This window comes from Paenibacillus sp. sgz302148 (assembly GCF_056120465.1).
Genome location: NZ_JBVYOJ010000010.1, coordinates 169,207 through 194,791, shown reverse-complemented (window position 1 = coordinate 194,791; position 25,585 = coordinate 169,207). Strand labels below are relative to the sequence as shown.

The following is a 25,585-nucleotide window of genomic DNA, read 5'->3' as shown; positions in this document are numbered from 1 at the left end:
CCTCCCGGTCGCGGCTTATGGAAACGGATGCGGATGCGGATTCAGCTGTTCCGGCGTCAATGGCTGCTTGGCATATCCGAGCTGCATCGGCACGTTCAGTACTCGATCTAGTCCGGTCAGACGAGTCAGGTGGTAGCCGAACGTCATCGGCAGCGTGCCGGGAATGAGCGCCTTTACGCAATGCAGGCCATTGCGGGCAAGCTCAGGCGTCGTCTGCTCGACGACGATGACGTCGAGATGAGCTTGGCGGAGCGCCTGAAGCATATCTCGCAAATCGTCGGTCAAATCCGCATGCCGCGCCGCCGGCTTGAACTCCTCCTCGAACGTGCGCAGCGGACGATGGTCATCCAGCAGGAACCGGAGCCGTTCCTCCGCCTCCGGCAACGCATACAGCATGGAATGGTCTTCCATGTGCCGCACCTGAAACGGATCGTGAAGCATGTGTTCATAGGTTTCGCGGTTCTTCTCGAGCTTATCGTCGAACGCGAGCAGCATGCCCGACAGTTCATGGATCGAGCTTTTCGCCGCCCGGACCGGATCGGGGTGGGCTCCGGCCGCGCAGATGAGATTGACCCCTTGCGGCCTCTTGTTCTTCGCGATCGACCAGATGCTTGGAATCCCATGCTCCATCGTCGAGTTGTACAGACTTACCTCGTATCCCGCGACGGTCCGCAGACGATCGATCATCATACACAGCTCCGAGTCGTTCGCGGAATAAGGGTCGAGGCGCGGCAGCGGCAATTGCGCATACCATGTCAGCAAGAACGAATCCCGTTCCAGCACCTCCAGCATGGCGTAAAAAATAGCCTCCTCCAAGCTTCCGCCGAGCGCACACCCATTGGAGGTTTCGAACACAAAGCTGTCGCCGCAGCCCATGCCGTAATAAGCCAGAAGCTCCGGCACAAGAATCGGGCGCTCCTGCATGAGCGAATAGCCCCACACCCAATCGATCGGCCGGTCGGGATGGAACGGCTGGAACGGAAAGCTTTCCCGCGCATATTGTTCATCCGCATGGACGCCGACCAGAAGGGGATTTAGCGCTTGATCTTTCAAATTGCGGAAGCTGTCCCGAACGACCGTCTTTTTGCCCCGGGGAGACATACCGCAATATCGCTCCAGGCTTTCCAGCATGGCGGTCAGCTCGCTTTGGGCATAGGAATGCGTCCGTCCCGCCGTTGGCTCGTCATCGGTGAACAGCGGCAAGTTCACGCTCACGTCCGCGAACGTGGTGTTCAAATCGCGCATTTTGCCGTTCAGAAAGCCGGTCCGGCTGTCCAAATAATCGTGAGCCAAAAATTGCTTCAGCTCATCGATCGAACGGCTCCGGTAGCTGCCCGAATTCTTCAAACTCGGCTCAAGCGTAATGCGGGCCAGTTCCGGCGAATCGTCGGGCAGTGAACCGCAAACCGGGCAGAGCGGGTCGGGCAGGAAGAAATGGCGCGAGCTTCTCAGCGTGTTCAGATCAACCAGCAGCAAGCGGCCTTCCGAATCGGATCGATGGCCATGCAGCGCCGTTCGCACTTCATTCGCAAGCAGAAGGCTCATGTGCATTAGCCCTGTACGCGATGCCCACGCATCCGCGGGTGGTCCCCCTTGTTCCGCGAATTGCCGCTGCAGCGCCCGCATCTCCTTGCGGTCGCGACCCGCCTTGAGCCGTCTCGAGTCCGCGCATTGGGAACAGCCCGGTACACCGGGGCGAACGAGCGGCCCTACCACGCCTTCGCCGAACGCAACAAATCCGGGCAACCAAGGAATGCCAGCCTTTCGCATCGCCGTCTCCGTCTCATGATGTGCGGAAGGTTGCCAGCCGTCATGGAGCACAACAGCCAAACCGGCCCCTTCCGGCACCCCCGCCTTCAGGTCGCTTCGGCGAACGACCGAACATTCGGAGAGCCGATCCAGTTCGCCGCAAACGAGTTCTGCGAGCGCCCCTGTTCCGACAACCGCAACAATTACGCTCATCGGGTTTCCTCCTCTCGCAGCAGCACGCCGAATACGCCCGCGAGCTGCTCGCGCATGAACGGCTCCAAGGTCAGATCGAAGATCAATGGAGGCTTGCCGTTACGTTGCAAAACCTGCATCGCATACTGAAGGGTTGCCGGCTGCTCCGTCTCCTCATACGGAGAGATTCTAAGGCGAAGCGGCGTTTCTTCCAGCAGCGCCACGGAGGAAACTTCCAATCCTTGCGCAGGCGGGAAGGCCGCATGATTCTGCTGCTTGAGCAGCGCTTGCTGCAGCGAATTTCGCAAAGCCAAGGTCATGTTCAAGCCGGCATTGCCATGCCAGCAGCCATCCGTGCCGACCCAAACGACAGGGAAGCCGGACACGTCGTCTCCGAGACCGATGGCAGGCGCTCCCCGCAGCGTCGTTAACGCCTGCAAATAAAACCGGCAGGTTTCGTCTTCTACTTTGACATCCGGCACCCAGAAGACGTTAGGCTTGCGGAATTTATGCCTGCTTCGCAGTTCCTCGTCCAAGCATTTCTGCAAACCGCGGCAAACGCCCTCCGCGAAAGTCTCGCCCGCACCGACGCCGATATAGGCCGTCTTGTTGCCGACACCCGGATCGCCGGTCACGCGTCCAGCGGTCGCAGTGTTTGGCAGCGGAATCGCCTCTACAAGCGAAACGGCCAATCGGGACGCATACGATTCGAGCCCGGAAAGTCCCGCTTCCCGCCGGGCGTCCTGATGGGTCATACCCATACAGACGATGCCCGGCAGCAATTCGGCAGGTCCTTCCGACAGCGGATCAACCGCTTGGATCCGGCACTGGGATAACGGCAGCTGCACGAGCTCCTCTTCGTCCCACACATGAAAAATTCCCGTAACCGGAGAAGTCAATTGATCGAATAAAGCCAGCAGACTGCCGTTCGCCCTGTCGGAGCTTGTGTTCTGCAGTAACCTGGCATCCGCATCCTGAATGACGCCGACGGTCGTTTCCCCGGCGGCAAGCGGATGGGCAAGCCATGAATGCCATTGCCCTTCCAATGATTCCAGATCAAGCAGGAAAAATCGATTGTTCTGCTCCGGCCCGGCCGTTACCCCCGAGGATGTTTTCAGCCACTGGAATGCAAGCACATTCGATAGCATCGCTCCCGCCGTGGAGGAGAAGGCGTGCTGCTGCGGATCTTTGCGAAGCGCGGATTGATGAATGCGACGCCACATCGATTCCCAGCTTCCATCTGCGTCATCCGGCCGCACGAACGGCCCCGCCACCCCTGCTTGCTGCAAGCAAAAAGCCGGGAGCAGCACTTTCTCCGCCACTCGGCAGGCCTTCTGAAGCTCCCGCAGCTCCTCGATATCTACCTCTTGCGACACGTATAGGATCGAATCGAACGGCTGAACGGCTTCCAGCCAGCCTTGATTCGTAGCTTGAGGCGAGGCGATCTCCTGAACCTCAACCTCCGGATCGCTCTGCCGGGCATGGGCTGCGATCTCCACGATCCGCTCCCGGTTGGTCGGCGCCGAGTCCGTCACGATGACATGGAGCTTGGGCAACCCGGATTCAAGCAAAGCGGATACTAACGAAACCAGAAAAGGACCGGAGCCCACCGCCAGCACGTTTGAACTGCGATAAGACTGAAAACGGTACGCACCCGAGCCGATGAAGCCGTCCAAATATTCAATTTGGGAGGCATACTTTCGGAGTACGGCTTCCGGTAATTGGTGCGGGAGGTCTTCGCTTACGTCCCGAACGAACCCGTTCTGGTACAAGCTTTCGGCAATTTCATACACCCGGTCCCGATAAGGGGCCGACAGGCCGTTCGTCAGAACCTCCATGGAGTGCTCCCCGTTGAACATGGGCATTAATTTTTCAACCCACTGGTCGATCGTTTTGCCCTCCATCCGGTTCGAGACCAGGTTATTACGGAAATACACGCTGCTGCTGCTAGGATCAGGAAGATAAAACGTGTCCCCCTTCACCTTTAGGCGCATTGACGGTTTCAGCTTCTCCATTCCGTACCTCCTTGCGGTTTTATCAATTTCGAAACTGTCGCTATAAGTCAGTTTATGTAACGATATTTGTCCTTCATGCCTGCTCTAAACAAGAAGCTGCCCCTGCAGCGGTCCAAAGACCGGCACAGGGGCAGCTTCTTGTCATCCGTGCATCGTCAGAAATTAACGGCACCGAGCACAGCGGTGGCAGGAGCAGGAGCAGGAACAAGAGCAAGAGCAGGAGCAGGAGCAGGAGCAAGAGCAAGAGCAAGAGCAGGAACATGAACAGGAGCAGGAACAGGAACAGCTGAAGCAGCGGAAGCAGTTGAAGCAGCGGAAGAAGCAGAAGCCTATCCCGCCAATGCCGAATCCGACGCACAACCGAGCCGGATCTGCGCCTTGCTGCGCTTGAGCGTCCCATGGGGTCGCTTCGCTTGTCTGAAAACCTCCCATCTCTAAATTTTGAATTTGATTGTGAAAATCAGTCATTGTAGTCGTCCTCCATTATGTTGGAATCATGTCAAGTTGAATCCGCTCATGGATTCCTTGACAAGAGATACCACAACATATGAGGAATTTTCCGCACTTGTTACTGATTCATATGCCTAAGCGACAAATCTTTCGTAAACACCAAGAAGAGAGCCGCCCCTCCCTCCTGCGAGGGAAAGACGGCTCGGACGCCGTGCCATAAGGCAACAGGTTGCGCCATACCTTATTGGCCGGCTCCTGTATAAATATGAATCGCGTCGCGCAAAAATTCGGCCATGCCCGGCTGCTTCTCGTAATAAGCTTTGAACCGCTCATCGTCCACGTACATTTGGGCCAAGCCCGCGTGCGCTTCTTTGTTGTATTCGCTCCAGTAGTACGTCAACCACTGCTTGTGCAAATCGGCCGTTTTCTGAGCCAGCTCGCCGGCCGGATCGCCGGTTTGGAACGCTTCCGCGAGCGAGTCGATGACTGCATCCGTCAGGCGCGTTACTTCGTCGTGCTGCTCCTGCGTCATGTTCTTCACCTTCTCGTTCGACTTATTCACAACGTCGTCCCCATATTTTTGACGAATTTCTTGGCCGTATTTTTTCTCGTTATCTTCGATCATCTTCGTTTTGAATCCTTCGAATTTTTCTTTATCGGTCATCGTTATTCTCCCTTCGGATAAGGCAATCGTTTTGTCTACGTTCGCTATCAGCAAATCCAGCTGCTTGCGCCGGTCAAGAAGTTGCTCGCGATGCTCCTTCAAGGCTAGGATCGGATCGAAGGCTTTTGATGTAACGATTTCTTTGATCGTATCCAGGTTGAACCCCAGCTCCCGGTAAAATAAAATTTGCTGCAGCCGGTCAACCTCAGCCTGGCCGTAGATCCGGTATCCCGACGAGTTCATTCTTGCCGGCTTAAGAATGTCGATCTCATCGTAAAACCGCAGCGTTCTGGTACTGATCCCGGCCAACCTGCCTAGCTTCTGCACGGTATATTCCACGCGAATCTCCTCCTGACAACTACAATGTACACCTTCACGTAACGTAAAGGTCAATCCCTTTTTATGATGGAAAATTTTATGATGGGAAATGCCCCAAATTTATCGTTTTGTTTTTTTACAAAATCTTCATTTCCGCATGACTCCCGATTAACAAGCCATTGCTACAATCGCTGATAGAAGAAAAGCTTCGGAACGGACCTACTAGAAGCAAGCCAACAAGTACAACAAATGGAGCTTTCTCTCTTGAGCATAAAACATGGAAAGGGAGAATTACAAATGATGAAAAAAACTTGCCTAATCGCCGCCACAGCCACACTAGCGCTGACGTTCGGGACCGGAGCCGCATTCGCGGCGGAACTAAGCGGCAAAACAGCGGACAACGTGAAATATTCCAACAACGGACAAGCGGTTACCCCGTCTTCTCCCGCGGTTGAAATTGACGATCGCTTGTACTTGCCGATTCGCGCGCTTGGCGAAAGTATCGACAAATACGTCAACTGGGACGAGTTCCGCAGTGCTGCCGCATTTACGGATAAGCCCGTGTTGACCGGCAAATTTACGTTAAATGCCCCGAACTTGACAGGGGATATCAAGATGGGCGTCGGCTCCTCGCTGACTCACCTGCCGGGCGATCCGGACGATGTGTTCTACACGACCGCTGACCGCGGGCCGAACGGCGAAGTCGAAGTTGACGGGAAAACCCGCAGAACATTCCCGATCGTAGACTACACGCCAACGATTTATAAAATTCAAATCGGCGAAGGCGAAATCAAAATTCTCGATCGCATTCCGCTGAAAGTTGACGGCAAAGATCCTGTGACCGGCACGGCTCAAATTACCGGCTTGCCGAACATCAAGGGCCGCGACGAGGTGCCTTATGACGCCAAAGCGGAGAAAGAGCTCGCATACGATCCGTACGGCCTTGACATTGAAGGGCTCGCTTACAACGCGAAGGACGACACGTTCTGGATTTCGGACGAATACGGCCCGTCGATCGTACACGTGAAGCGGGACGGCACGATCTTGGAGCGGATCGTTCCGAAGGGCTGGGCCGCTCAGGTATCCACGCCGCTAGTCCCGGCTCGCGAAACGCTGCCCGCGGCGTACAACCAGCTTCGCCAGAACCGCGGCGCCGAGGCCGTAGGCATCACTGCCGATGGCAAGTTCATGTTCATGGCAATGCAAAGCCCGCTGCGCAACCCGGACAAGTCAACGGACAACTCGCGCCAGCTGCGCATCGTGAAGACCGATCTGGCCACACTTGCGCCGGTAGCGGAATTCGTCTACATCGCGGAAGACGCCCAGCAATACGACAAGCTGAAGCAATCGGACATCGTCATCTCCGACATGGTCGTCGTGAACGAGAACACGCTGCTCATCGACGAGCGCGACAAAAACGCGGGCGACAAGGCGCAGCTGAAGCAAATTTTCGCAATCGATCTGTCTGACGCAACGAACATTCTCGGCAAATACGACGACGCGAAAGCCGGCGGCAAAACATTGGAGCAAATGACCGTCGCCGAGCTGAAGGCAAGCGGCATCCTGCCTGCAGCTAAGCGGACGGTGCTTGATCTTGTCGCATTCGGTTACCCGTATGAGAAAATCGAAGGCTTGTCGCTCGTGAACGGCAATAAGCTGGTCATTGTCAACGATAACGACTTCGGCATCGGCAGCACCGCGAAGGAAAACGGCACCGAGCTGTGGACGTTCAAACTGCCGTATACGTTGAAGTAATCGATTGAAATGAACCTGAACAGCCCGGTATGACTTCGAGTCAGCCGGGTTGTTTTGTTGATGGGAGGTGTTTTATCCATGAGGCTTATTGTTGCGAGTTAGAGCAACCCGCATTGGAAGGGGCGCATGAAAGTAATAACTGGAAAACATGTAGTAAAATTTCGCTTAATGTGCCGTTTACGCTACAATAAATGGATTTCATGTAGTTATTTTCGCCATATCTACCGAAAGATGAACCATCCGGCTAAATTAACTACGCATTATACAGTTAATTACTAGCAATCCGCTTGATCCGTAAAATTTAAGTCATATTTTCCATCTAATTTATCCAATAAAACAATGCCCCGCTAAGTCACCGCATCCATCCTCATCCTCATCATCATCACCATTATCATCATTATCATCACCCCCATCTCCTCCTCATCCGCCTCCCTTCATACGCTCGCCCCTATTACCGACACGGTCGTCATCGGCCCGCCGAACAACTGCATCAAATATCAACCTAATGCAGCCCCGATGGCAGCATTCCAGCCCCAGCTTCGTCAGTCCGATGCCAATGCCGGTGCCGGTGCCGGTGCCGATACCGATACCGTCAACTCAGCAATTCCAAGGCTCGGGATATTATCAGCGCGAGCAAGGACATTGGCCTTACGCTTATTACCGGCTGCCCTTCATCGGAAACGGCGGAGCCGAATTCTAACCTATCACGACGAAGAGCAGGTCGCTGCGGCGCCTGCTCTTACTGTACGCGAGTCGTGTTTAGACCTTTCCATAAAAAGAATAACCTGCGAATGGGCTTTCGGCGCTTATCGTCATCTTTACCGACAAGTTTGCGAAAATTTCATTTGCGGCCGCGACATCAACCCACCTGACCTCCACAATATCCTCGTCCGGATCCGCCACCGCCATCTCCCCGCCGACGATATCGGCATGAAACGTAAAAATCATCGCATGGTGCCCCGAATTTGCGAAAAACACTTCGCTGACGGCATACAGCTCGTTTATGTGCACATCGTATCCCGATTCTTCCTTTGCCTCGCGCCTGCTTGCCTGCTCCAACGTTTCCCCGGGTTCAACCGCTCCGCCCGGCAAGCTCCAGTAGGTCTCGTCCCCTTTTTGGTTCCTAACCATAAGTACGTTCATGCGTGATTCATCGAAAATAAGCACGTTGACTACATCTACTCTTTTCAAAATGACCGCCCCCAAAACAAAACATATGTTACGATATAACATCCCGCATTCGGGTTACGATTCCTTCATCGCGGTCTATTTTTTATTGAAGCAAAAACGGCTGTCAGCAGCAACCGTTGCGATAATATTGGGTTTGTTTTAAATTGGATTTCAATTTCTATAATCTAGCTTCTATCGATTGCAGCAGCTCGTGGAGACGCTTCTTGTTATTTTCATATTCCGCCGTATTATCGTATTGGACTTTCCACACATAGGCATCGATGTAGCTGTAGATGAGCCGATACGTATCCATTTTCAAAAGATGGCTATCGTCGCCCGACAGGTCATATCCCCCGTAGCCTCTGAGGAAGGCATCGTTAATGAGCCATGGGCTCGCGAATTCATAATCGATGTCGCCGAACAAAGCTCTGTCCGCATCGATGATCGCGGCCACTTCATATTGACCTTTTGCGGGATCGATTCCTACCAATACGTTGCCGGCCCACAGATCCGTATGGACGAGATGCGGCGTCATTATTTGGTCAAAAAGCCGGCTTTGGTCCTCGAGAAGCCTGACAACTTGTGTCACGGTCGCTTCGTCGTGAACGTGATGCTGCAAGCAATGCTCCCCGATTTGGGCGGCTTGCGCCGTCAAAAAATCCCCCCACCGCTCGAAACCGCGACCCTGCTCGACGTCCGCAGCCCTGCCGAATCGGGCGCCTGTAACGCCGTGCATTCGACGGGTCCAGCTTCCGATCCCTTCGTACAGCTTGGCTTGATCTTCTTCCGGGACCGACAGATCGGTTAACGGCACGCTCGGGATAAACTCCGTGATCGTATAGTCCCGGTCGATGAAGCTTTTGGTTGTGTCCCTTGCGACAATGTGCGGACACGGGATCTGCCGGCTGGATAGCAGCTCGTAAACGTACCGTTCCGCTTTCATCAGATCCTGCTCATATGGCAGCAAAAACTGCCTGTTCACGGGGCCGACCCGAAGGACAAGCTCGCGGGAGGGCGATTCTAAAGTCAGCTTATAGGTCGTGTTGAACAATCCGCCTTTCAGCATCGTGATTTGAAGGACGGAATATGGCTGAAAATGGCGTTTAACGATTCGCTGAATTTCTTCGTCTGTCAGTTCCTTAAAGATTTTCGATCCGTTCATGTTGAGTCAGGTCTCCTTAATTGTTCGGAAATTGTTTCTCATAAGTTCGTTCTTCTCCATATAGGTTCCACAACGATCCGAACAAATCCTGTATTGGCTTGTTCCGAATGCAAATGGAAGCCGCCGGATGGTATACTTTTCACCAAGAATAATAAAGGAGATCGATAGCTTGCTGCAATTGTTCAAAGCATTCGGCGATCTTGACGAGATTGCCGTTTACGAAACGGCTGAGTTATACGGCGAAAAGGGCAATTTCCGCATCCTGCAGTTCCCCGACGGGGCCGTGCAAGGCGCGATGGACTTGAACCGGCCGGAACGGATCGTTTTTGAATATCCGAGAGCGATCATTCATTTAATGGAATACAACGATCCGTCATTCGAGAACGTATTCGTGATCGGTCACGGGATCGGGACGATCGCCGGTTATTTGAAGAGGAAACGGGTTAAGGTGGCGGAATTGGACGGCACTGTCGTGGAGTTAAGCAGGAAGTTTTTTGGGTATTGCGAGGACAATGTCGTCATCGGAGACGGCCGCGAAATTCTCGAGAACGAAGCTCCGCATACGTACGATTATGTTGTATTGGACGCCTTCACCGGGCAGGGGACGCCGAGGCATTTGACCTCCAGGGAGTTTTTCGGAATCGCGGCTGACAGGCTGAACGACCACGGAGCGATCATCCTGAATGTCTTCGGAAGAGGCGGGAACGACATGCGCATCAACGCGATCCTTACGACGCTTCGCGAACAGTTTGCTTATGCGAAGGCGTTTCTGCTGCCGGCCGAGCACGTACGGGACGTACAAAACTTCATCCTCATCGGCAGCAACAAGCCGATCGGATTCCAGGCGCGCCAAATGGCCGGTTTCGTCGAGAGGGAGTTGGACCGAGGATATTTGATCGAGGATATTTGAGGATTTGTGATTGAACGTTGTGATCGAGCGTTGTGATCGAGCGTTTGTGATCAAGCGTTTGTGATCAAGCGTTTGTGACCGAGCTTTGTGATCAAGCGTTGTGATCAAGCGTTTGTGATCAAGCGTTTGTGATCAAGCGTTTGTGATCAAGCGTTTGTGATCAAGCGTTGTGACCGAGTGATATGATCAAGGAAGGTGCTCGCGGAGGTTTACGCCCATATTCTGGATTCGTCGGCCAAGGCCCTCTTCCGCCACTAACGGATGGGGACCTCGACCGATGACCTACTCCTAATCTAAGACCGTTACACCTGTAGCAGCTTCTCCGCCAATGCTTCTCCCCACTGCACATGAAACGCCGCATCGGGATGATTGATGCCGTTGGACAAGCGCGACTCGATATCCACACCGTCCCGCTCCATCTGCTCCCACCACGCGTACACGTCGAGCAGCGGGATATCGTGGTCTGCTGCGAGGCGCCGTACGGCATCGGCATACAACGGCAAAATCCCATCCTCCGCCAATTGAACAAAAGCGGGTACGAGCGGCTTGTGCACTTCCGCCACGCGGGCGTTGTCCCGCTTCATCATCATGCACGGGGTCATCAGCACAATATCCGCCTCCGTTTCGGTTCGGATGCATTCAATAAGATCTGCGACCGCTTGCGTGAACGGCTCAAGACCGTCCTGGCGGCCGTGCGCGTCGTTATGGCCGAAGCAAATCGTCACCAGGTCGGGCTGATACATCAGCACATCCCGATCCCAGCGGGATCGCGACATCTGCGCCGTATCGCCGGCCACTCCCGAGTTGATAACGTTGAACACCGTACCATGATAACGACGCTCCACCCCGCGTCTTAGCACCTGGTGGTAAAGCCTCTCGTATTCGACTACGCCTTCCTGCATGCAGCCTTGGGTTACGCTATCGCCGATGGCAACGTAGGTAACCGCGCGAGCCCTGACGTCGCTGGCCTTGTCGCGAAGCCGGTCGTGAAGCCGTTGAAATCGGTTCATGTATTTTGCCGCTCCCTTCCATTCGCATGTCGATCGACCGCCGTCATGCGGAGCCGACCTTGCTCATCGATAACTGCATTCCGCCCAATCTAACTATTGCACTTTCACACGATCGGCATCGGCATTAGCCAATCACCAGTCAAGAACGATCCCCAGATAAGGCTCTTGCCGCTCCGCGATCATACGCCAAGCCTCATCCGCCCGTGCAACCGGGAATCGATGCGTGATCAGCTCCCCGGTCTTCAGCCAGCCCTCGCTGACCCCGCGCAGCGTCTCGTCCATCCGCGTTTTCGTCCAGCCCGCCGGGGCATGCAGCGTAACTTCCTTCGCCCGCAGCTTCTGAATGTCGATCGCCCCATGCATGCCGTAAAACCCCGCAGAAACGATATGGCTCTCATGGCCGAGCAGCGGGAACAATGCCATTACGCTGTCCATATCGCCCACCGTATCGACGACCACGGCCGCCCCGCCCGGAGCGAATCCACGCACGGCCTCCATAGCCATCGCACCGCTCTTCTTCGTGTTCACCTGCGCCGTTTCCACGGGCATCGAGCGTAGCCGGTCGTCGTGCCTGCCGAGCACGAGCACCCTCGCGCCCCGATGCAGCAGCGTCTGCGCCGTCCAGTTGGCGACCAGCCCGTCGCCGATCACGACGGCGCAATCGCCTTCCCGGACCGGCGCTCGCATGCCGCAGTTGTACCCGACCTGCGTCAGGACGAGCCCGGCATAATCGGCGGAAGGACGGCCCGGCGGCAGCTTCCATACTTGACCGGCCGGTGTCACTGCCGGGCTGACGTGGCCGCCGAATGCGTCGAACATGCCGCCCACGCGGCTGATCGTGGCGAACACGCGGTCGCCGACCTGCAAATCTGCGACATTCGCGCCCGCATGCGTGATCACCCCGACCTTCTGGTAACCGGCCACAATCGGAAACGGCCACGGCGCCCCCGCTTCATACGGCGTATCCCCGGCAATCCGCTCTCCGCGGTAATAAGACGATTCCGTGCCGTTGCTGATCCAAGAAACCTCCACGTCAATGATAACCTCATCGGGACCGGGCTCCGGTATGTCCACCTCTTGATAGGATGCCTGCAGCCGGTCCGTAAATACGACCGCTTTTCCCTTCATTCCTTTCCCCTCCCGCCATTATGCAAAATCTTGTCCCGGATAAAAATGAACCTTAATCGCCTCCTGCGACGTCAGCAATTTCACGGCCTCGTCATACCGGGTAAACGGAACATGGTGAGTTTGCAAACATTCCGTATTCAGCCCTTTGTTCGCCACCGCATCGATCAACAGCTCGCGGTCCCGTTCGTCAAACCTGCGGTACCGGTACGATTCCAGCTTCAGCCCTTTGAACCATAAGTGCTCTTCGTACTGCAGCGTTCCTTTCAGCACGCCGAATATAACGACGTGGCGATCGACGATCCGCAGCAAATTCTGCACGGATGGCGCCGCGCCAACGCAGTCGTACCCGAGATCGAAGCGGCGATCGCCAAGCTCATCCACATGCACGGCTTGCCCGAGCCCAAGCTCGCGAACGTACCGGATGCGCTGCTCATTCACGTCGATCCCGACCACTTCCGACGCGCCCCAAATCTTGGCCGCCTGAATGGCGAGCATGCCGGCCGGGCCGAGGCCGGATACGACGATCGACTTGCCGCGCAGGTCGCCGAACTGCGACAGGCCGATCATCACGCATTTCAGAAGCTCGAACGAAACCGCCTGCATGAACGAAATCGAGTCCGGCAGCTTGATCAGCTCGTGTTCCCGATAGTTCAGGTACTGGGCGTATGCGCCGTTCCCTTCGATATGCTCGAGCGCGGCCACCCGGTCGCCGACCTGGAACCCGCGCACCCCGCTGCCGACGGCCCGCACGACGCCTGCCGCTTCATGGCCCGGCCAACCGGGAACGAGCGGATACTCGGGCGATTTTGCATAATCGAACATATCTCTGCCCGCCATCATGTTCATGTCCCATCGGGGGCAAGTAGCCACAACCTCGATTTCCACCAAAATTTCGTGATCCTTCAATACCGGAACCTCCGTATCGACAATCGCAAACCGCCCGGGTCCCATAATTTGCAGCGCCTTCATATTCATCGGCTCACTACGCTCCTTCTGCATGTTCGATTTGCATTCAGAATACAGAAGTCGAGGCTCGTTGTCTTTGCATATACTAGATGATTTGCTCCGTTTCGGCAGGCAATCGATCGTTGCCCAGTCGGCTGTGTTCCGATGCATTTGCACAAAATCGACTTTGAATTCGCGGCGCCTGTTCCGTCCGAATGAAATTCTGTCAAAGCCTGTTTCCGTATGGTACAGTAAAAACAAAAAGACCGTCTGTTCGAATATTTCGGAGAAGGGAGGGATGATCGTGTACCTGCGAAAATATGACGTCGTTCGCATGGCTGCCGATCGGCAAGGGGAGAGCGGCGGAGGCATACACCCGTTTCATGAAATTCTGATCATCACGTCGGGAAGCGTCCTGCTGAAATGGATGGGCCGAGATTATGCCGCCCATGCCCCTGCAGTGTTTCTGCTCGCGCCGAATACGCCTCACCTTCTGGTCAAGCAGTCCACCGCATGCAGCTTCGCCTATATGGAGCTGGACATGCAGGATTCGGCTGCGGAGTTTCCGAACCTCGCGCAAGTGCTCGCTTGGAACGAGCTGCAATGCAGCGGCGATCGGCATGCGCCGGAACTCGCCCCCATCTACTCGACCGCAAGTTGCCTATGCGACGTTCTATCCTCGCAATTTCCGTATGAATCGGCGAGAGAACAGGCCGCCGAGCTCGACATCCGCAAAATGCTGCTGTTCATTGCCTGCAGCTTGCATGCAAGGTTCTCCCCGTTGCCACGGCTGCCGGAACCCAGCTCTCGCCACGACAAAGACGAAACGCGGAAGCATATTCAGGCGCTCATGCGCTATATGGAATCAAGCTACTTCGAGCCGATTACGGTGAAAGTGTTGGCCGATTCCGTTCATCTCGATGTCTCCTACTTCATCCGCTCGTTCCGAAACATCGCCGGCACGACGCCGCTGCAATACTTGCAGAACCTTCGCATGAACGCAGCCTCCTGCTTCCTGTCCACAACCGCAATGCACGTTCAGGAAGTTGCCGCGGCGGTCGGCATTCCAAGCATTCATTATTTCAGCCGGCTATTCAAGCAAACGTACGGCATTAGCCCCTCGCAATGGCGCGAGCGGGAACGGATTGCACCGACGGGCGAGTAACTTCACCGAATGTAGATGGACAACCTCCCCCTTTTTTACAGGTGTCAGTGCTTTTTTACATTTTCACATTGTCGATAAAGTGCCGGATATGCCACTCCACCCGCTGTTCCAGCTCGCTGGTATCCTGATCGTCGAATTTGAGCAGCAAATACTCCGTCATGACGGAAAAGATCGGGTATTGATACTCGAACGCGAGCATACGCGGATTCAGCGGCTTGATCTGCCCTTTGTCGATCATGATCCGGAACGCGGCTTCCAGGAAGTCTATCGTCCCCTTATAAATATTTTGCAAAATGATGTTACGCGCCCGTTTGTCCCGAAACTGTTCGATGTTCAGAATACGCCATATTTTGACCAGCAGCGGGTTGCCGACCGTTTTTTTGAAATTGGCGAAGCCCTGCAGGAGGAATTCCTCGGGCGACACGCTTTCGAGAATCGCGTCCAGACGATTTATCGGAGGAAGCGACTGCTGCTGCTCCGCGCGGAAGATCGCGTAAATCATCTCGAGTATCTCGTCTTTTGTCTTATAGTGATTATAAAGCGCGCTTTCCTTGATCCCTACTTGCTTCGTAAGATCGCGTACCGAAACGGCCGAGAAGCCGTTCTGGGAAAACATGTCGATGGCCGCTTCCATGATCCGCTGCTTGGTGCCGACCGTTTCTTTTGCCGGAAAAAATTGATCCATTCAAAAAACCACCCTTCGTTTATTGAGCTAGCACTTTATGAATCATCAAATCGTTGAACCGCTCCGCCTCCTCGAAGCAGGCAAGATGGCCGGACTTCTCGAACACGATCAGTTCCTTGTAAGGCGCCCGGATTGTTTCCGCGTATTGGATAACCGTATCGTGGACGATCCGATCGTGCCTCCCCATAACGAAATAGACCGGAACCTGCACTTCCTTCACCTTGTCGAATAAGTTTGTCGAGTTGAGCTCGCCCCAAAGCGCCGTTGACGAGAAGCCGAAGCCCTTCATGAAACGGGTCCGCTCCTTCCACGTCAAATGGGAGCTGAATATGTAATGCAGGTTGATCCAGAGACCGCTTTTCTCATACGTCACCCCGCCGAATTTCGTAAGCCACGTGCGCTGGGTCACAAGGTCGTTTACCGATTTGTAGCTGCCGTTGACCGGAGGGCCCACGTCCTCGAGCGCGCGGATCGCCTTGCGGATATTCCGCTTCTTCGCCTCACTCAGGGTGAACTCATACGATCGCGCTTCTTCCCGGACGCGGTCGATCGGCTGGTTGATGCCGACATAAGCATGGATCAGCTCCGGATAACGCGCGGCGAACTGCAGCCCCATAAGCGCTCCCATCGATTGTCCCATGACGTACAGCTTGTCCTTGCCGAACCGCTCCAGCAAATGTCGCGTCAGCTCCGCCGCGTCGGAAAGAAGCTGATCGACCGTAAGGCTCTCCGCCTTCATATCGGGACGATAGGATTTGCCTCCGCCGCGCTGATCCCAATTGACGACGAGGAAATGCTTCTCCAGCTCCCGGTTGAATTTATGCTGCGCTCCCGTTTGCGGACTGCCAGGCCCTCCATGCAGGAACAGAAGCACCGGCAATTCGGCGGTTTCGCCCCGGGCAACGTACCACTGCTCCTCGCCCCCTAACGTAATCTTCTGCAATATATCGATCATCGCTTTCCGCTCCTTTCTGTCATGAATTCGATTGTAAATGAACGGTCGTTAACTTGTCAATAATTAACGTTCGTTCATATCAAAAAAATAAAGCTCGCCATAAGAAAAACTTCCGTCGAAGTCCATCGAGGATTCAGCGAACTTAAACTTTCTATATCGTAAAAAAACGGGCATGCGCCGAATATGCGAAATTGCATAACGACGTTGCCCAGCTGCCCTCCTCGTACCCGCCCGGCGGGTTTCTCGGCGTCCCCTTATTTGATTTGCGTAAACAGCTTCTTCGATTCGCTCGGCAGCGCCCGGTATTTATCCCGGTAAATCTGCAACACCTTGCGGTAACCGAGCGATTCCAGCTCTTCCTGAAAATAATCCCAATCCTTCTCCATATCGAGCTCGCCCGTGACGAACTTGATCAGCTTTTCGTTCAAGATTTTTTGCAGCGGCGTCATTACTTTCGTGATCTCGATCATCTCGTCCTGCGTCAGCGAAATCGACGGACCGGAGAAATAGCCGATCTTCTGCACGTTCTTGCTATACAGCTTGAGCGCCTCGAATCCTTCCGCACCCCAATCCCTCGCATACTCCGCTTCCTGGTCCAGCGGCACCCATACCCCCGACCGGCCGTCTACGCCCGCTTCCTTCGGGGTGACGGTGCCAAGCGGATTCAGCCTCGTCCGCAAGCTGCTGACGTAATGCCGTTTGCCGTTTACCCGCACGAACGTTTCGCCTTCGATGCCCCAATTCGTCAGCTCCATAATTTCATCCGAATATTGCGCGTCCAGCATCCGAATGATTTCGTCGATATGCTTCGACGACGCATTGACCGCAATGACCCATCCGCCTTGCGAATTGGCGTATTGAACCGGCTGCAGCGCCATAAGTCCGGTGTCGGTGAGCGGCGGAACGACCGCTTTCAGGTGATATTTGCCGTCCAGCTTCTTCCCCTGCTCAATCCAATTGTCCATCTCGATAAAATATTCGCCCATCAGCACAAAAGCCTTGCCCCGCACGATCCGGTCGATAAACTGCGCTTCCGACAGCACCGCAAAATCCGGGTCGATCAGCTTCGCCGCATAAAACTTGCGCATCAGCTCGACCGCTCGCTTGTAGTTCGGTTCCACCGGCCCGAAAGCATAAGACAACGTATCGTTGTTGAAATAAATGCCGCCGCTCGTATGGTAAGCGTAGAAAAAACCGCTCATCAGATTATCCGGCCCCCACCGGTTCACGATCGGGGTCGAATCCGGGTAAATCTCCTTGAGCCGTTTCAGGCTCTCGTACAACTCGTCGAACGTCTTCGGCAGCAGCATGCCGTTGCGGTAAAACAGATCTTCCCTGTAGATGTAACCGGTCGGCATCTTGCCCTCCGTATTAAATCCGTCGATCCCGTACAGCTTGCCGTCTTCCGTCACGATGCTCGCGTAAATTTGCGGATATTTGGCCATCCACCGCCTTAAATTCGGCATCCGGTCCAGGTAAGGCTGCAGATCGAGCAGAAGTCCCTGCGGTCCGAGCTGCTGCATCATGTCCTTGTCGATGACGAATACATCCGGCTTCTCCCCGGACGATGTAAGCTGCTGCTTGATCCGTTTCAGATACTCGGAAACCGGATATTGGATCCATTGAAACTTCACGTTCAGCCGCTGTTCGAATTCGCGGTCGATCGGCGTATCCGGGCTGCGTTCGAAGGAAGGCACCGCGGCTTTCAACACGACCGGAGGCGCCGGATTCGTGCCGGATGCCAGCTTCGCATTGAACAACGCAGCAAGAAGGAGTGCCGCCGTGACGATGAAACCCGCTCCCGCGAGCAACGTTATTTTTTTATTCGGCAACGATCTTCCCTCCTTCCAGCGTTGTCATCGGCTCGGCCGTCCCTTGAATGCTCACATGCGTCACATGCGTTCTCCCGCCTTTGCGGTATTCGTTCGGCGTTGTTCCTTCCAGCTTCTTGAACATCCGAATGAACGCATTGGCGTTGTTGAAGCCTACGGTTTGGCCGATTTCATTCGCCGTAGCGCCGGTGGAAACAAGCAGCTCCTTGGCCTTCTCGATCCGCAGGCCGTTAATATAATCCGTAAAGGTGACGCCCCGGTGCTTCTTGAAATATTGGGATACGTAATTCGCGTTCATGTCGAACCGATCGGCGATCGCCGTTAAATTCGCTTCGGCCAAGTGCGCATTAATGTACTCGAGCATGCCGTCGATCGCTTGGGAAGACGGCTGGCGGCTTAGGGCATACCGGGCTGCTTTCTCGTATACGCCGATGCAATGCGCTTCGATGAGCGCGGCATGCTGCAGCGAATCGGAAAGCGAAATCAGTTCCCCCGTCGGCATGCCGAACAGCTCCATGTCGTCGATCCCCCGCGAATAAACGAACTCGACGGCGACATAGATCAAATCGCCCGCAAGCAGCTTAAATTCTTTAAAAGGGACGTTTTGTTTCCGGGCGCCGTCGAACAGCTGCTTCAGCATGCCGCCGGCACCTTCCGCATGACCGTTCTCCACATATTTGCGAAGCGTCTCCCGTTTGTCCGACGCAAGGAGGACGCTCGTTCCGGCCGGGCGGCGATCCGATTCGCCGAACAAAACCCCGCCTCCAGCAATGCCGCGCATATCAAGCGAAACGCATGCTTCTTGGTACCCCCGCCGAATATCGAGCAAATGGCCGAATACCGGGCTCACGCCAACGACCGATCCGACCGTACCGCCGTAAGCCTGTTGGAATTGTTCGATTGCGCTGCCGATCCGTTCGGCTTCCGAGGCAATCTCTTCCTCGGTTTTGGCCCGAATAAATAAGATGCTTTCGTTCGTCGACAAGCCGAGCATCGGCAGGTTCAAATCCGCCAAGTGCCGCTTGAATTCGGCCACCGTCCGCTCATCGCAGGAAGCGAGCCCATCCCGGACGACCGCAAGCGCGAAGCAGCTGCCGCCGCCGTACAGATCATAATGATCGTCCAGCCGCTCGATATCTTCCGGCTGGAGCTGGCCGTTAAGCGCGCGGTGCAGCAATACTTGCGTCAACGACGGCAAATTTTCCTGCCGGAATTGATGCAGCGACGATATGTTTTCCTTGATGAAGTCGTATTCGGAGGTGCCGCCTTCGAACGGTCTCTTCGCAAAACGCTTCACGTAATTGACCATCTCCGCCAGAGGCGAATAAATGCCAAACGTGAATACGACCGATACGATCGTTCCGACCAGCATGAATGCGGCGATAACGCTAACCGTCAGGAGCAAAAACTTGTTCGTCGAGCCGGTCAGCACTTTCTCCGGGGTCATTATCAGGAATCCGAGATTGGTCCAGGAGGAAGGCTGGAACGATAAAATATACCGGTCACCGCCCTGCGAAATTTCCGATTCGAACATTCCCTCGCTCGCGTTCAGCTTATAGGCGGCGAGATCAAGCGTGCCGCCGAGCATCTTCCGATCCGTCGCGCTGATGAGCCGGTTATGCAGCGTATCGACGATGTAAATCTCGCCTTTTTTCGTAATGTTCATGTTGTCGATCATTTGATAAATTTTCTGCTCGTCGATATTGATGATCATGTAGCTGCGCGAATGCGCGATGTTCTCGATGTTCAGCACGAGCGGAATGATCGTTTTGTACCGCTTCTCTCCCGTGATGTAATTTTGCCTGTACACGTCGGTCGCCGGAAATATAAGCGATGCGGAGCCCGCTTCGGCCTGGTCGTTCCAGTACCGCTCGGAGTAGTCTTTATAACGGTAATACCGGTTGAAATAATAGTCGGGCTCATACGTTCCGGACGCAGCAAGCACGGTATTTATGTTTTTGAAATAGATAAAGGAATCGTCCACGGCATCGTCACCCGCGTACAGCTCGTACAGCTTGCCGCTTAATTCGAAAGCGGAAGACGCGTAGCGGTTCTGATATTTGTCCTTCATCGTAATCAGATTGAGGAAGCTGGAATCGGAAGCAAGGCTGAACCCTTTGTCCTGGATTTTGTTAAACTGGCTCTCCAGCGACGACGTCACGGTGCGCAAATAATTGCGGTTCGCTTCTTTCACGTCGTCAATCATGCGATAGTTCGAATACGCGGCGATGGCAAGAGACGACAGCATGAGCAGCAGGGTAAGCGCAAAGAAACGCAAAAAAATCCGAATCAGCGTTTTTTTCTTCATGCCTGACGCGGCTTTAATAGGAAGCGCTTTCAAGTTCTTCATCATGACCCCCCAGCTTTTTTCAGGAGACACGTCCTGCGATTTCCCGGATTGCCTTCATTGTAGCATAATCTTCGCAAGCGCAGAAAGCCTCCCGGCGTCAGCCGCCGGAAGGAACATTCTGGATGCGATCGATGATTATTTGGTTACTTTGCCGTTATACATGGCAAGAACCGACTCATAGTCACCCATGCTCTTGATTTTGTTCTGGAACTCGTCCCATGCGCCGAAATCCATTTCGCCCTTGATGAACTTCACGATCGATTCGCTGACATATGTGTTGACCGGCGTCATCGTGTTGGCGTTCTGATCGCTTTCGTCCTGCGTGAACACGATGCGCGGCGCCTTCGGAGCAATCGCGTCTTTGCCGTATTCGGCGGTCGCGAACCAGAAGTTCTCGTCCGTTACTTTGCCGTCGTGGTAGAACGGCATCAGCGGCGTGCCCGAATATTTGGCGATCCGATCCTGCGGGTTGAACACGATGCCTGCACGGCAGCTGCCCGTCGTTCCGACGCAGTCCTTGGTCAATTCGCCGTATATATCTTCCGAGTTCATGATGCTATCCGCATATTCCTTCTTATCGCCCTTGACCTGATACGTCTTCCCTTCGATTCCCCAGTTCATGAGACTGACCATGTCGTCCGCATACTGGTAATCGAGCAGCTTGATCAGCAAGTCTTTGTTCTCCGCCTTCGCCGAAATGACAAGGCCGTATCCGTTGCTTAAGCCTTTGCCGGCCGGCTCGTTCCAAATGCTCCATCCTTTGCCGTATTTCGGATTGTTCGGCACCATCGCGTTCGCCCATTTGACGTTCGCTTCTTTGTTTGAATTCATGTCCTTGACGTAACCGGACCAAATTTGCGGGAAAATGAACGTTTTGCCGGTCGTCGCTTTTGCTTTCGCTTCGTCGAAGTTGTCGTTCCAGTAAGCGGGATCGATCAATTTCTCCGAATACAGCTTGTTCATGAACTGGAGCGCCTCTTTGAAGGACTCCTCGGTAGGACCGAATTTGTATTCGCTGCCGTTCCAATAAATGCCGTCGCTCGTATGGAACGAATTGAAGATGCCGACGTACCCGGTATACTGCTCGCTTTGCCCGATCGGGAACGAGTTCGGATACAGCTGCTTCAGCTGCTTGGCCGCATCGTACAATTCGTCGATCGTGTCCGGAATTTTGATGTTGTTCTTCTCGAACACGTCCGCCCGGTAGGCCGCCGTATATTGCGACGGCTGAAGCTCGGTCGGGTTGTTGTAGCCGTCGTAGAACGCGTACATTTTGTTGTCCGACGTGAACACGTACTGCTTCGCGTTGTCCGTCGCGTCGACGTAGGACTTGTAATTCGGCATTTTGTCCATCGACGGAGCGATGTCTTCGAATAAACCTTCGTTGCCGTATTTATTGATCGTATCGTTGCCACCCGTCACAAGCATGATGTCCGGGATTTCGCCGCTCGTGAGCATGACCTTCGTTTTTTCGCCGTATTCGCCCCATGGGATGCGAGTCCAATCGATTTTGAGCTTCACGCCAAGATAAGCTTCCATCGCCTTCTCCCATTCCTGCTGAATGAGCGAACCGGTCGGATCTTTGCCGAATTGCGGGATGACCACCTTCAAATTCAATTGCTTCACTTCGTCTCCGGATCCCTTCGCGTCGCCATCCTTTTTCTCTTCGCCGCCGCTTCCGGAACTTCCGCAGCCGGTTACGAGGACTACCACCATCACGATTGCAAGCAGCATCATCCAAGTCTTTTTCATACGTACGCCTCCCCTTCGAATATCGATGAACTTATACTCTCTTCAATTTGAAAATCGTACTACCTATCTTAATCGCAATCCCCGGCCGCCTTCGTACACTCCTTTCCGGACCGAGCATGAAGGGATTCCGCTTTAAGAACCTGCCAACCCGTCTGTCTATCTGTTTGTCAGTCTGTCACGCCTCAACCCTTGATCGAGCCGACCATCACGCCTTTGACGAAATATTTCTGCACGAACGGATAAATGCAGAGGATCGGCGCCATCGTGATGACGATCGCGGCCATCTGGATGTTTTTCGGATTGACCTGCCGCGTCTGAATCATATTGGCGATTTTTTCGCCTTGGCCCGTGCCTTGCTGGGAGAAGATGACGCTGCGCAGAAACATTTGCAGCGGGTATTTGTTTTCGTCCCGCAAGTAGATGAGCGCGCTGAACCATTCGTTCCAGTGGCCGACGATCGTGAACAAGGCGAATGTCGCCAGCAGCGCCTTCGACAGCGGCAGGTAGATGCGGAACAGTACGGTCAAATCGCTTGCGCCGTCCATATATGCCGATTCGCGCAGCTCGGACGGGATGTTCTGGAAAAACGTCCGGAAAATAATGACGTTGTAGGCGCTAATACAGCCGGGAACGACCATGACCCAGAACGTGTTCAGCATGTGCAAGTTTTTCATCAGCAAGTAGGTCGGGATCATGCCCCCGCTAAAAAACATCGTTACGGCCAGAAATACGGTGACGAACCGTTTGACCTGGAATTTGGCGATCGTGAGCGGATAAGCCATCAGCGAAGTCAAAAGCAGCGTCAGGAACGTGCCGACGGCCGCGTACAGCACCGTATTTTTGTAGCTGATATACAGAAGCGGCTTATCGAAAATGATCTCGTAGCCTTTCAGATTAAATCCCTTCGGGAACCAGGACACCTCACCGAGCGCGATAAAGTCGGCATGGCTGAGCGACAGCGAGATGACGTTCATGAGCGGATATACCATAACGACGATCAGCAGAAACATCGCCGCATAATTGAAAGTGTCGAACAGTCTGGAGCCTAAGCCTTGTTTGTACATCCTCTCACCTCATCTACCATAAGCTTGTCTCCGAAAATTTACGGGAGAACCGGTTCGTCACGTAAACGAACAAGAACGATACGATCGACAGCATCAGTCCGACCGCCGATGCATACTCGAACCGTCCTCCGTCGAGGCCGACCCGGTATACGTAAGTGCCGATCACGTCGGCCGTCTCGTAGACGCCCGGATTGTACATCAGCATCACCTTCATAAAGTCCGTCCCGAGGATGCCGCCTACGGACATGATGAACAGGATCATCGTCGTCGGCAAAATCGCCGGAAGCGAAATATGCTTCATCTTCTGCCAGCGGTTCGCCCCGTCGATCGAAGCGACGTCGTACAAGGTCGGATCGGCGTTGCTCAGCGCGGCGAGGTACAATATCGTACCCCAGCCGAGCCCTTGCCATATGCCCGATCCGACGAACAGCGTGCGGAAAAACTCCGGCTCGCTCATAAATTGCACCGGCTCCATGCCGAAAAATCCGGTGATTTTGTTGAACAAGCCGTCCAGCGAAGCGAATTCCTTCAGCATCCCTACGAGAATGACCGTCGAGATAAAATGCGGGAAATACGAGATCGTCTGGACAAGCTTCTTGAACCGCAGGTGGCGGATTTCATTCAGCAGCAGCGCCAGCACGATCGGTGCCGGAAATCCCCAGAGCAGCCCGTACAAGCCGAGCAGCACCGTATTCTTGATCGTGCGGAGCGCCAGCGGGTTGCGGAAAAACTCCTCGAAATATTTGAAGCCCACCCACGGGCTCCCCCAAATGCCTTTGGCAACGTTATATTTTTTGAACGCGATCAAGACGCCGTACATCGGAAAGTATGCGAAGATGAGCACGATCAGGAAGCCGGGCAAAACCAATAAATACAAATATTTTTGCCTTAGCAGCTCGCGGAAGTGCCTTTTTGCTCTGCCGACGTTTGAAAGCGGCCCCTTCGGCGCGTGAAGCGAGGGACTTGCTTGCGATTGGTTCATCGTAGGGTTGCCTCCTTGGCACAGGATGTTGTTTGCGCTTTCATGATTAACAATGTAGCGAAAACCGCGGCCGGATGGCAATTGACAAAATGTTATTTCATCATCATTTCGTTAGATATCGGGGTTTATAATTTGTTATCCGGTTCATATCGGCGGAACTTACGGGGAAAATTCATGTTCGCGGAAAAGGGAATCGCTTGTCCATGAAGAATTATATGGTAATCCATCATGATAAGGGTGATATGATGCCAAACGGGAAGTTCTATCGGTATGCCTACGGCGTAATCCTTGTTTTATTGATTTTATATTTGTCGACCAAAGTCAGCTTTCTCTTAAATCCGGTTCTTAAGGTCATTCAAACGTTATTCCTGCCGTTTATATTGGCCGGCGTGTTCTATTACCTGCTCCGGCCGTTCGTCAATTTCTTGGCGAAGCGCAAGGTGAACCGGACGCTCGGCATTTTGCTCATTTTCCTCATTCTGCTCGGCATTCTGGCGTTCATTATTCTCGAAATCGTGCCGATTGTCCGAACCCAGCTGAACAACCTGATCCAGAACATGCCGCAAATCGTCGTCCTCGTGAACAATCAGGTGAATCATTTGCTCGAAAACGGCTGGATCGCCGATCTCGTGAAGCAGAATCAGGTCGACCTTTCCGCCAAGCTGACGGAATACGCGAACCGCATCATCTCGGGCACGGGCGATGCGTTCAATACGATTCTCAGCTTTATATCCGGGTTCATCATTTTGCTGTCGACGGTGCCGTTCATCCTTTATTATTTGCTGAAGGAAGGCGAGAAGGTGCCCGGCTTCATTCTGAAGCTGCTCCCCGCCAAGCATCATGAGGAAGGCAAAAACATATTAAGCGAAATGGATGTCGCCTTAAGCGCGTATATTCAAGGCAAAATTATGGTCAGCATGATTCTGGGGCTGCTCATCTATGTCGGTTACTTGATCATCGGGCTCGACTATTCGCTCATTCTGGCCGTAGCGGCCGCCGTCATGAACGTCATTCCGTTCGTCGGGTTGTTCATCGGCATCATCCCGAGCATCGTGGTTGCTTTCATTCATTCGCCGGGCATGCTGATCCAGATGCTCATCGTCGTCATCGTCGTGCAGCAGATCGAGAGCAACTTCCTGTCCCCGCAAGTGATGGGCAAAAAACTCGACATCCATCCGCTCACGATTATTCTGCTGCTCATTATGGTCGGCAGCATCAGCGGCTTGCTCGGCATGTTCCTCGCTATTCCGGTTTACGCAATTTTGAAGGTAATCGTAACCCACGTGTACCGCATGTATGGATTGCGGAGACAAGAATGACGGAAAACGCCAA

General features: G+C 54.1%; 21 protein-coding genes. 5 read left to right on the top strand and 16 right to left on the bottom strand.

Annotated elements, in window-relative coordinates; all coding sequences use genetic code 11:
* Nucleotides 1-15 precede the first annotated feature (15 nt).
* From AC0LWM_RS16710 to AC0LWM_RS16695, 4 genes are all read right to left on the bottom strand, one after another.
* A complete protein-coding gene (locus AC0LWM_RS16710; RefSeq protein WP_474676105.1) occupies nucleotides 16-1,962 on the bottom strand; it encodes a TOMM precursor leader peptide-binding protein in 1,947 nt (648 codons plus the stop codon).
* A complete protein-coding gene (locus AC0LWM_RS16705; RefSeq protein ID WP_474676104.1) occupies nucleotides 1,959-3,956 on the bottom strand; it encodes a putative thiazole-containing bacteriocin maturation protein in 1,998 nt (665 codons plus the stop codon). Before AC0LWM_RS16705 ends, AC0LWM_RS16710 begins: the two co-directional genes overlap by 4 nt.
* 73 nt (nucleotides 3,957-4,029) lie before the next feature.
* Nucleotides 4,030-4,356 carry a hypothetical protein gene (locus AC0LWM_RS16700; protein ID WP_474676103.1) on the bottom strand — a complete coding sequence of 109 codons (327 nt, stop codon included), beginning with the start codon at nucleotides 4,354-4,356 and terminating at the stop codon, nucleotides 4,030-4,032.
* 291 nt (nucleotides 4,357-4,647) lie between these two features.
* Nucleotides 4,648-5,409, bottom strand: a complete 762-nt coding sequence (locus AC0LWM_RS16695; RefSeq protein WP_474676102.1) for a MerR family transcriptional regulator — start codon at nucleotides 5,407-5,409, stop codon at nucleotides 4,648-4,650.
* A 276-nt stretch (nucleotides 5,410-5,685) separates the two neighbouring features.
* Between AC0LWM_RS16695 and AC0LWM_RS16690 the strand changes: the two genes are divergently transcribed.
* Complete coding sequence (locus tag AC0LWM_RS16690; RefSeq protein WP_474676101.1) at nucleotides 5,686-7,143, top strand: esterase-like activity of phytase family protein; 1,458 nt, start codon at nucleotides 5,686-5,688, stop codon at nucleotides 7,141-7,143.
* A gap of 574 nt (nucleotides 7,144-7,717) precedes the next feature.
* Nucleotides 7,718-7,843, top strand: coding sequence for a hypothetical protein (locus AC0LWM_RS16685; RefSeq protein WP_474676100.1), 126 nt, complete (start codon nucleotides 7,718-7,720; stop codon nucleotides 7,841-7,843).
* A 59-nt stretch (nucleotides 7,844-7,902) separates the two neighbouring features.
* Here AC0LWM_RS16685 and AC0LWM_RS16680 read toward each other — a convergent pair whose 3' ends face one another.
* Both AC0LWM_RS16680 and AC0LWM_RS16675 read right to left on the bottom strand, forming a co-directional pair.
* Entirely contained in the window at nucleotides 7,903-8,334 is a 432-nt protein-coding gene (locus AC0LWM_RS16680; protein WP_474676099.1) for an NUDIX domain-containing protein, read from the bottom strand.
* A 157-nt stretch (nucleotides 8,335-8,491) separates the two neighbouring features.
* Entirely contained in the window at nucleotides 8,492-9,475 is a 984-nt protein-coding gene (locus AC0LWM_RS16675) for a phosphotransferase family protein (protein WP_474676098.1), read from the bottom strand.
* 151 nt (nucleotides 9,476-9,626) lie between these two features.
* On the opposite strand from AC0LWM_RS16675, the gene AC0LWM_RS16670 reads away from it, so the two are divergent.
* Entirely contained in the window at nucleotides 9,627-10,385 is a 759-nt protein-coding gene (locus tag AC0LWM_RS16670; RefSeq protein ID WP_474676196.1) for a spermidine synthase, read from the top strand.
* Nucleotides 10,386-10,687: 302 nt separating this feature from the next.
* Here the strand turns inward: AC0LWM_RS16670 and AC0LWM_RS16665 are convergent, their stop codons facing one another.
* The 3 genes from AC0LWM_RS16665 to AC0LWM_RS16655 all read right to left on the bottom strand — a co-directional run bounded on the left by AC0LWM_RS16665 (nucleotide 10,688) and on the right by AC0LWM_RS16655 (nucleotide 13,498).
* Nucleotides 10,688-11,395: an SGNH/GDSL hydrolase family protein gene (locus tag AC0LWM_RS16665; protein WP_474676097.1), complete on the bottom strand. Its 708-nt coding sequence runs from the start codon at nucleotides 11,393-11,395 to the stop codon at nucleotides 10,688-10,690.
* A 132-nt stretch (nucleotides 11,396-11,527) separates the two neighbouring features.
* Entirely contained in the window at nucleotides 11,528-12,523 is a 996-nt protein-coding gene (locus AC0LWM_RS16660) for an alcohol dehydrogenase catalytic domain-containing protein (protein WP_474676096.1), read from the bottom strand.
* Nucleotides 12,524-12,541: 18 nt separating this feature from the next.
* Nucleotides 12,542-13,498: a zinc-dependent alcohol dehydrogenase gene (locus AC0LWM_RS16655; RefSeq protein WP_474676095.1), complete on the bottom strand. Its 957-nt coding sequence runs from the start codon at nucleotides 13,496-13,498 to the stop codon at nucleotides 12,542-12,544.
* A 274-nt stretch (nucleotides 13,499-13,772) separates the two neighbouring features.
* Here AC0LWM_RS16655 and AC0LWM_RS16650 point away from each other — a divergent pair, with 274 nt between their 5' ends.
* The gene (locus AC0LWM_RS16650) at nucleotides 13,773-14,633 is read left to right on the top strand and encodes an AraC family transcriptional regulator (RefSeq protein ID WP_474676094.1); all 861 of its coding nucleotides are present in this window, start codon (nucleotides 13,773-13,775) and stop codon (nucleotides 14,631-14,633) included.
* Between the two features lie 55 nt (nucleotides 14,634-14,688).
* Here AC0LWM_RS16650 and AC0LWM_RS16645 read toward each other — a convergent pair whose 3' ends face one another.
* The 7 genes from AC0LWM_RS16645 to AC0LWM_RS16615 all read right to left on the bottom strand — a co-directional run bounded on the left by AC0LWM_RS16645 (nucleotide 14,689) and on the right by AC0LWM_RS16615 (nucleotide 24,253).
* Nucleotides 14,689-15,318 (bottom strand): TetR/AcrR family transcriptional regulator, encoded by a 630-nt coding sequence (locus tag AC0LWM_RS16645; RefSeq protein WP_474676093.1) that lies wholly within the window; start codon nucleotides 15,316-15,318, stop codon nucleotides 14,689-14,691.
* 19 nt (nucleotides 15,319-15,337) lie between these two features.
* Entirely contained in the window at nucleotides 15,338-16,273 is a 936-nt protein-coding gene (locus AC0LWM_RS16640; RefSeq protein ID WP_474676092.1) for an alpha/beta fold hydrolase, read from the bottom strand.
* A gap of 254 nt (nucleotides 16,274-16,527) precedes the next feature.
* The gene (locus AC0LWM_RS16635; RefSeq protein WP_474676091.1) at nucleotides 16,528-18,105 is read right to left on the bottom strand and encodes an extracellular solute-binding protein; all 1,578 of its coding nucleotides are present in this window, start codon (nucleotides 18,103-18,105) and stop codon (nucleotides 16,528-16,530) included.
* A complete protein-coding gene (locus AC0LWM_RS16630) occupies nucleotides 18,095-20,455 on the bottom strand; it encodes an AraC family transcriptional regulator (RefSeq protein WP_474676090.1) in 2,361 nt (786 codons plus the stop codon). The genes AC0LWM_RS16635 and AC0LWM_RS16630 overlap by 11 nt, the downstream gene beginning before the upstream one ends.
* A gap of 135 nt (nucleotides 20,456-20,590) precedes the next feature.
* A complete protein-coding gene (locus tag AC0LWM_RS16625) occupies nucleotides 20,591-22,207 on the bottom strand; it encodes an extracellular solute-binding protein (protein ID WP_474676089.1) in 1,617 nt (538 codons plus the stop codon).
* A 182-nt stretch (nucleotides 22,208-22,389) separates the two neighbouring features.
* Nucleotides 22,390-23,271 carry a carbohydrate ABC transporter permease gene (locus AC0LWM_RS16620; RefSeq protein WP_474676088.1) on the bottom strand — a complete coding sequence of 294 codons (882 nt, stop codon included), beginning with the start codon at nucleotides 23,269-23,271 and terminating at the stop codon, nucleotides 22,390-22,392.
* Between the two features lie 13 nt (nucleotides 23,272-23,284).
* A complete protein-coding gene (locus tag AC0LWM_RS16615; RefSeq protein WP_474676087.1) occupies nucleotides 23,285-24,253 on the bottom strand; it encodes an ABC transporter permease in 969 nt (322 codons plus the stop codon).
* 203 nt (nucleotides 24,254-24,456) lie between these two features.
* On the opposite strand from AC0LWM_RS16615, the gene AC0LWM_RS16610 reads away from it, so the two are divergent.
* Nucleotides 24,457-25,572, top strand: coding sequence for an AI-2E family transporter (locus AC0LWM_RS16610; protein ID WP_474676086.1), 1,116 nt, complete (start codon nucleotides 24,457-24,459; stop codon nucleotides 25,570-25,572).
* Nucleotides 25,573-25,585 lie beyond the last annotated feature (13 nt).

Coding starts and splice junctions, on each gene's coding strand:
- AC0LWM_RS16710 (WP_474676105.1), bottom strand. CDS start 1,962: ATGAGCGTAATTGTTGCGGTTGTCGGAACAGGGGCGCTCGCAGAACTC.
- AC0LWM_RS16705 (WP_474676104.1), bottom strand. CDS start 3,956: ATGGAGAAGCTGAAACCGTCAATGCGCCTAAAGGTGAAGGGGGACACG.
- AC0LWM_RS16700 (WP_474676103.1), bottom strand. CDS start 4,356: ATGGGACGCTCAAGCGCAGCAAGGCGCAGATCCGGCTCGGTTGTGCGT.
- AC0LWM_RS16690 (WP_474676101.1), top strand. CDS start 5,686: ATGATGAAAAAAACTTGCCTAATCGCCGCCACAGCCACACTAGCGCTG.
- AC0LWM_RS16675 (WP_474676098.1), bottom strand. CDS start 9,475: ATGAACGGATCGAAAATCTTTAAGGAACTGACAGACGAAGAAATTCAG.
- AC0LWM_RS16665 (WP_474676097.1), bottom strand. CDS start 11,395: ATGAACCGATTTCAACGGCTTCACGACCGGCTTCGCGACAAGGCCAGC.
- AC0LWM_RS16660 (WP_474676096.1), bottom strand. CDS start 12,523: ATGAAGGGAAAAGCGGTCGTATTTACGGACCGGCTGCAGGCATCCTAT.
- AC0LWM_RS16655 (WP_474676095.1), bottom strand. CDS start 13,498: ATGAATATGAAGGCGCTGCAAATTATGGGACCCGGGCGGTTTGCGATT.
- AC0LWM_RS16645 (WP_474676093.1), bottom strand. CDS start 15,318: ATGGATCAATTTTTTCCGGCAAAAGAAACGGTCGGCACCAAGCAGCGG.
- AC0LWM_RS16640 (WP_474676092.1), bottom strand. CDS start 16,273: ATGATCGATATATTGCAGAAGATTACGTTAGGGGGCGAGGAGCAGTGG.
- AC0LWM_RS16630 (WP_474676090.1), bottom strand. CDS start 20,455: ATGAAGAACTTGAAAGCGCTTCCTATTAAAGCCGCGTCAGGCATGAAG.
- AC0LWM_RS16625 (WP_474676089.1), bottom strand. CDS start 22,207: ATGAAAAAGACTTGGATGATGCTGCTTGCAATCGTGATGGTGGTAGTC.
- AC0LWM_RS16620 (WP_474676088.1), bottom strand. CDS start 23,271: ATGTACAAACAAGGCTTAGGCTCCAGACTGTTCGACACTTTCAATTAT.
- AC0LWM_RS16615 (WP_474676087.1), bottom strand. CDS start 24,253: ATGAACCAATCGCAAGCAAGTCCCTCGCTTCACGCGCCGAAGGGGCCG.
- AC0LWM_RS16610 (WP_474676086.1), top strand. CDS start 24,457: ATGAAGAATTATATGGTAATCCATCATGATAAGGGTGATATGATGCCA.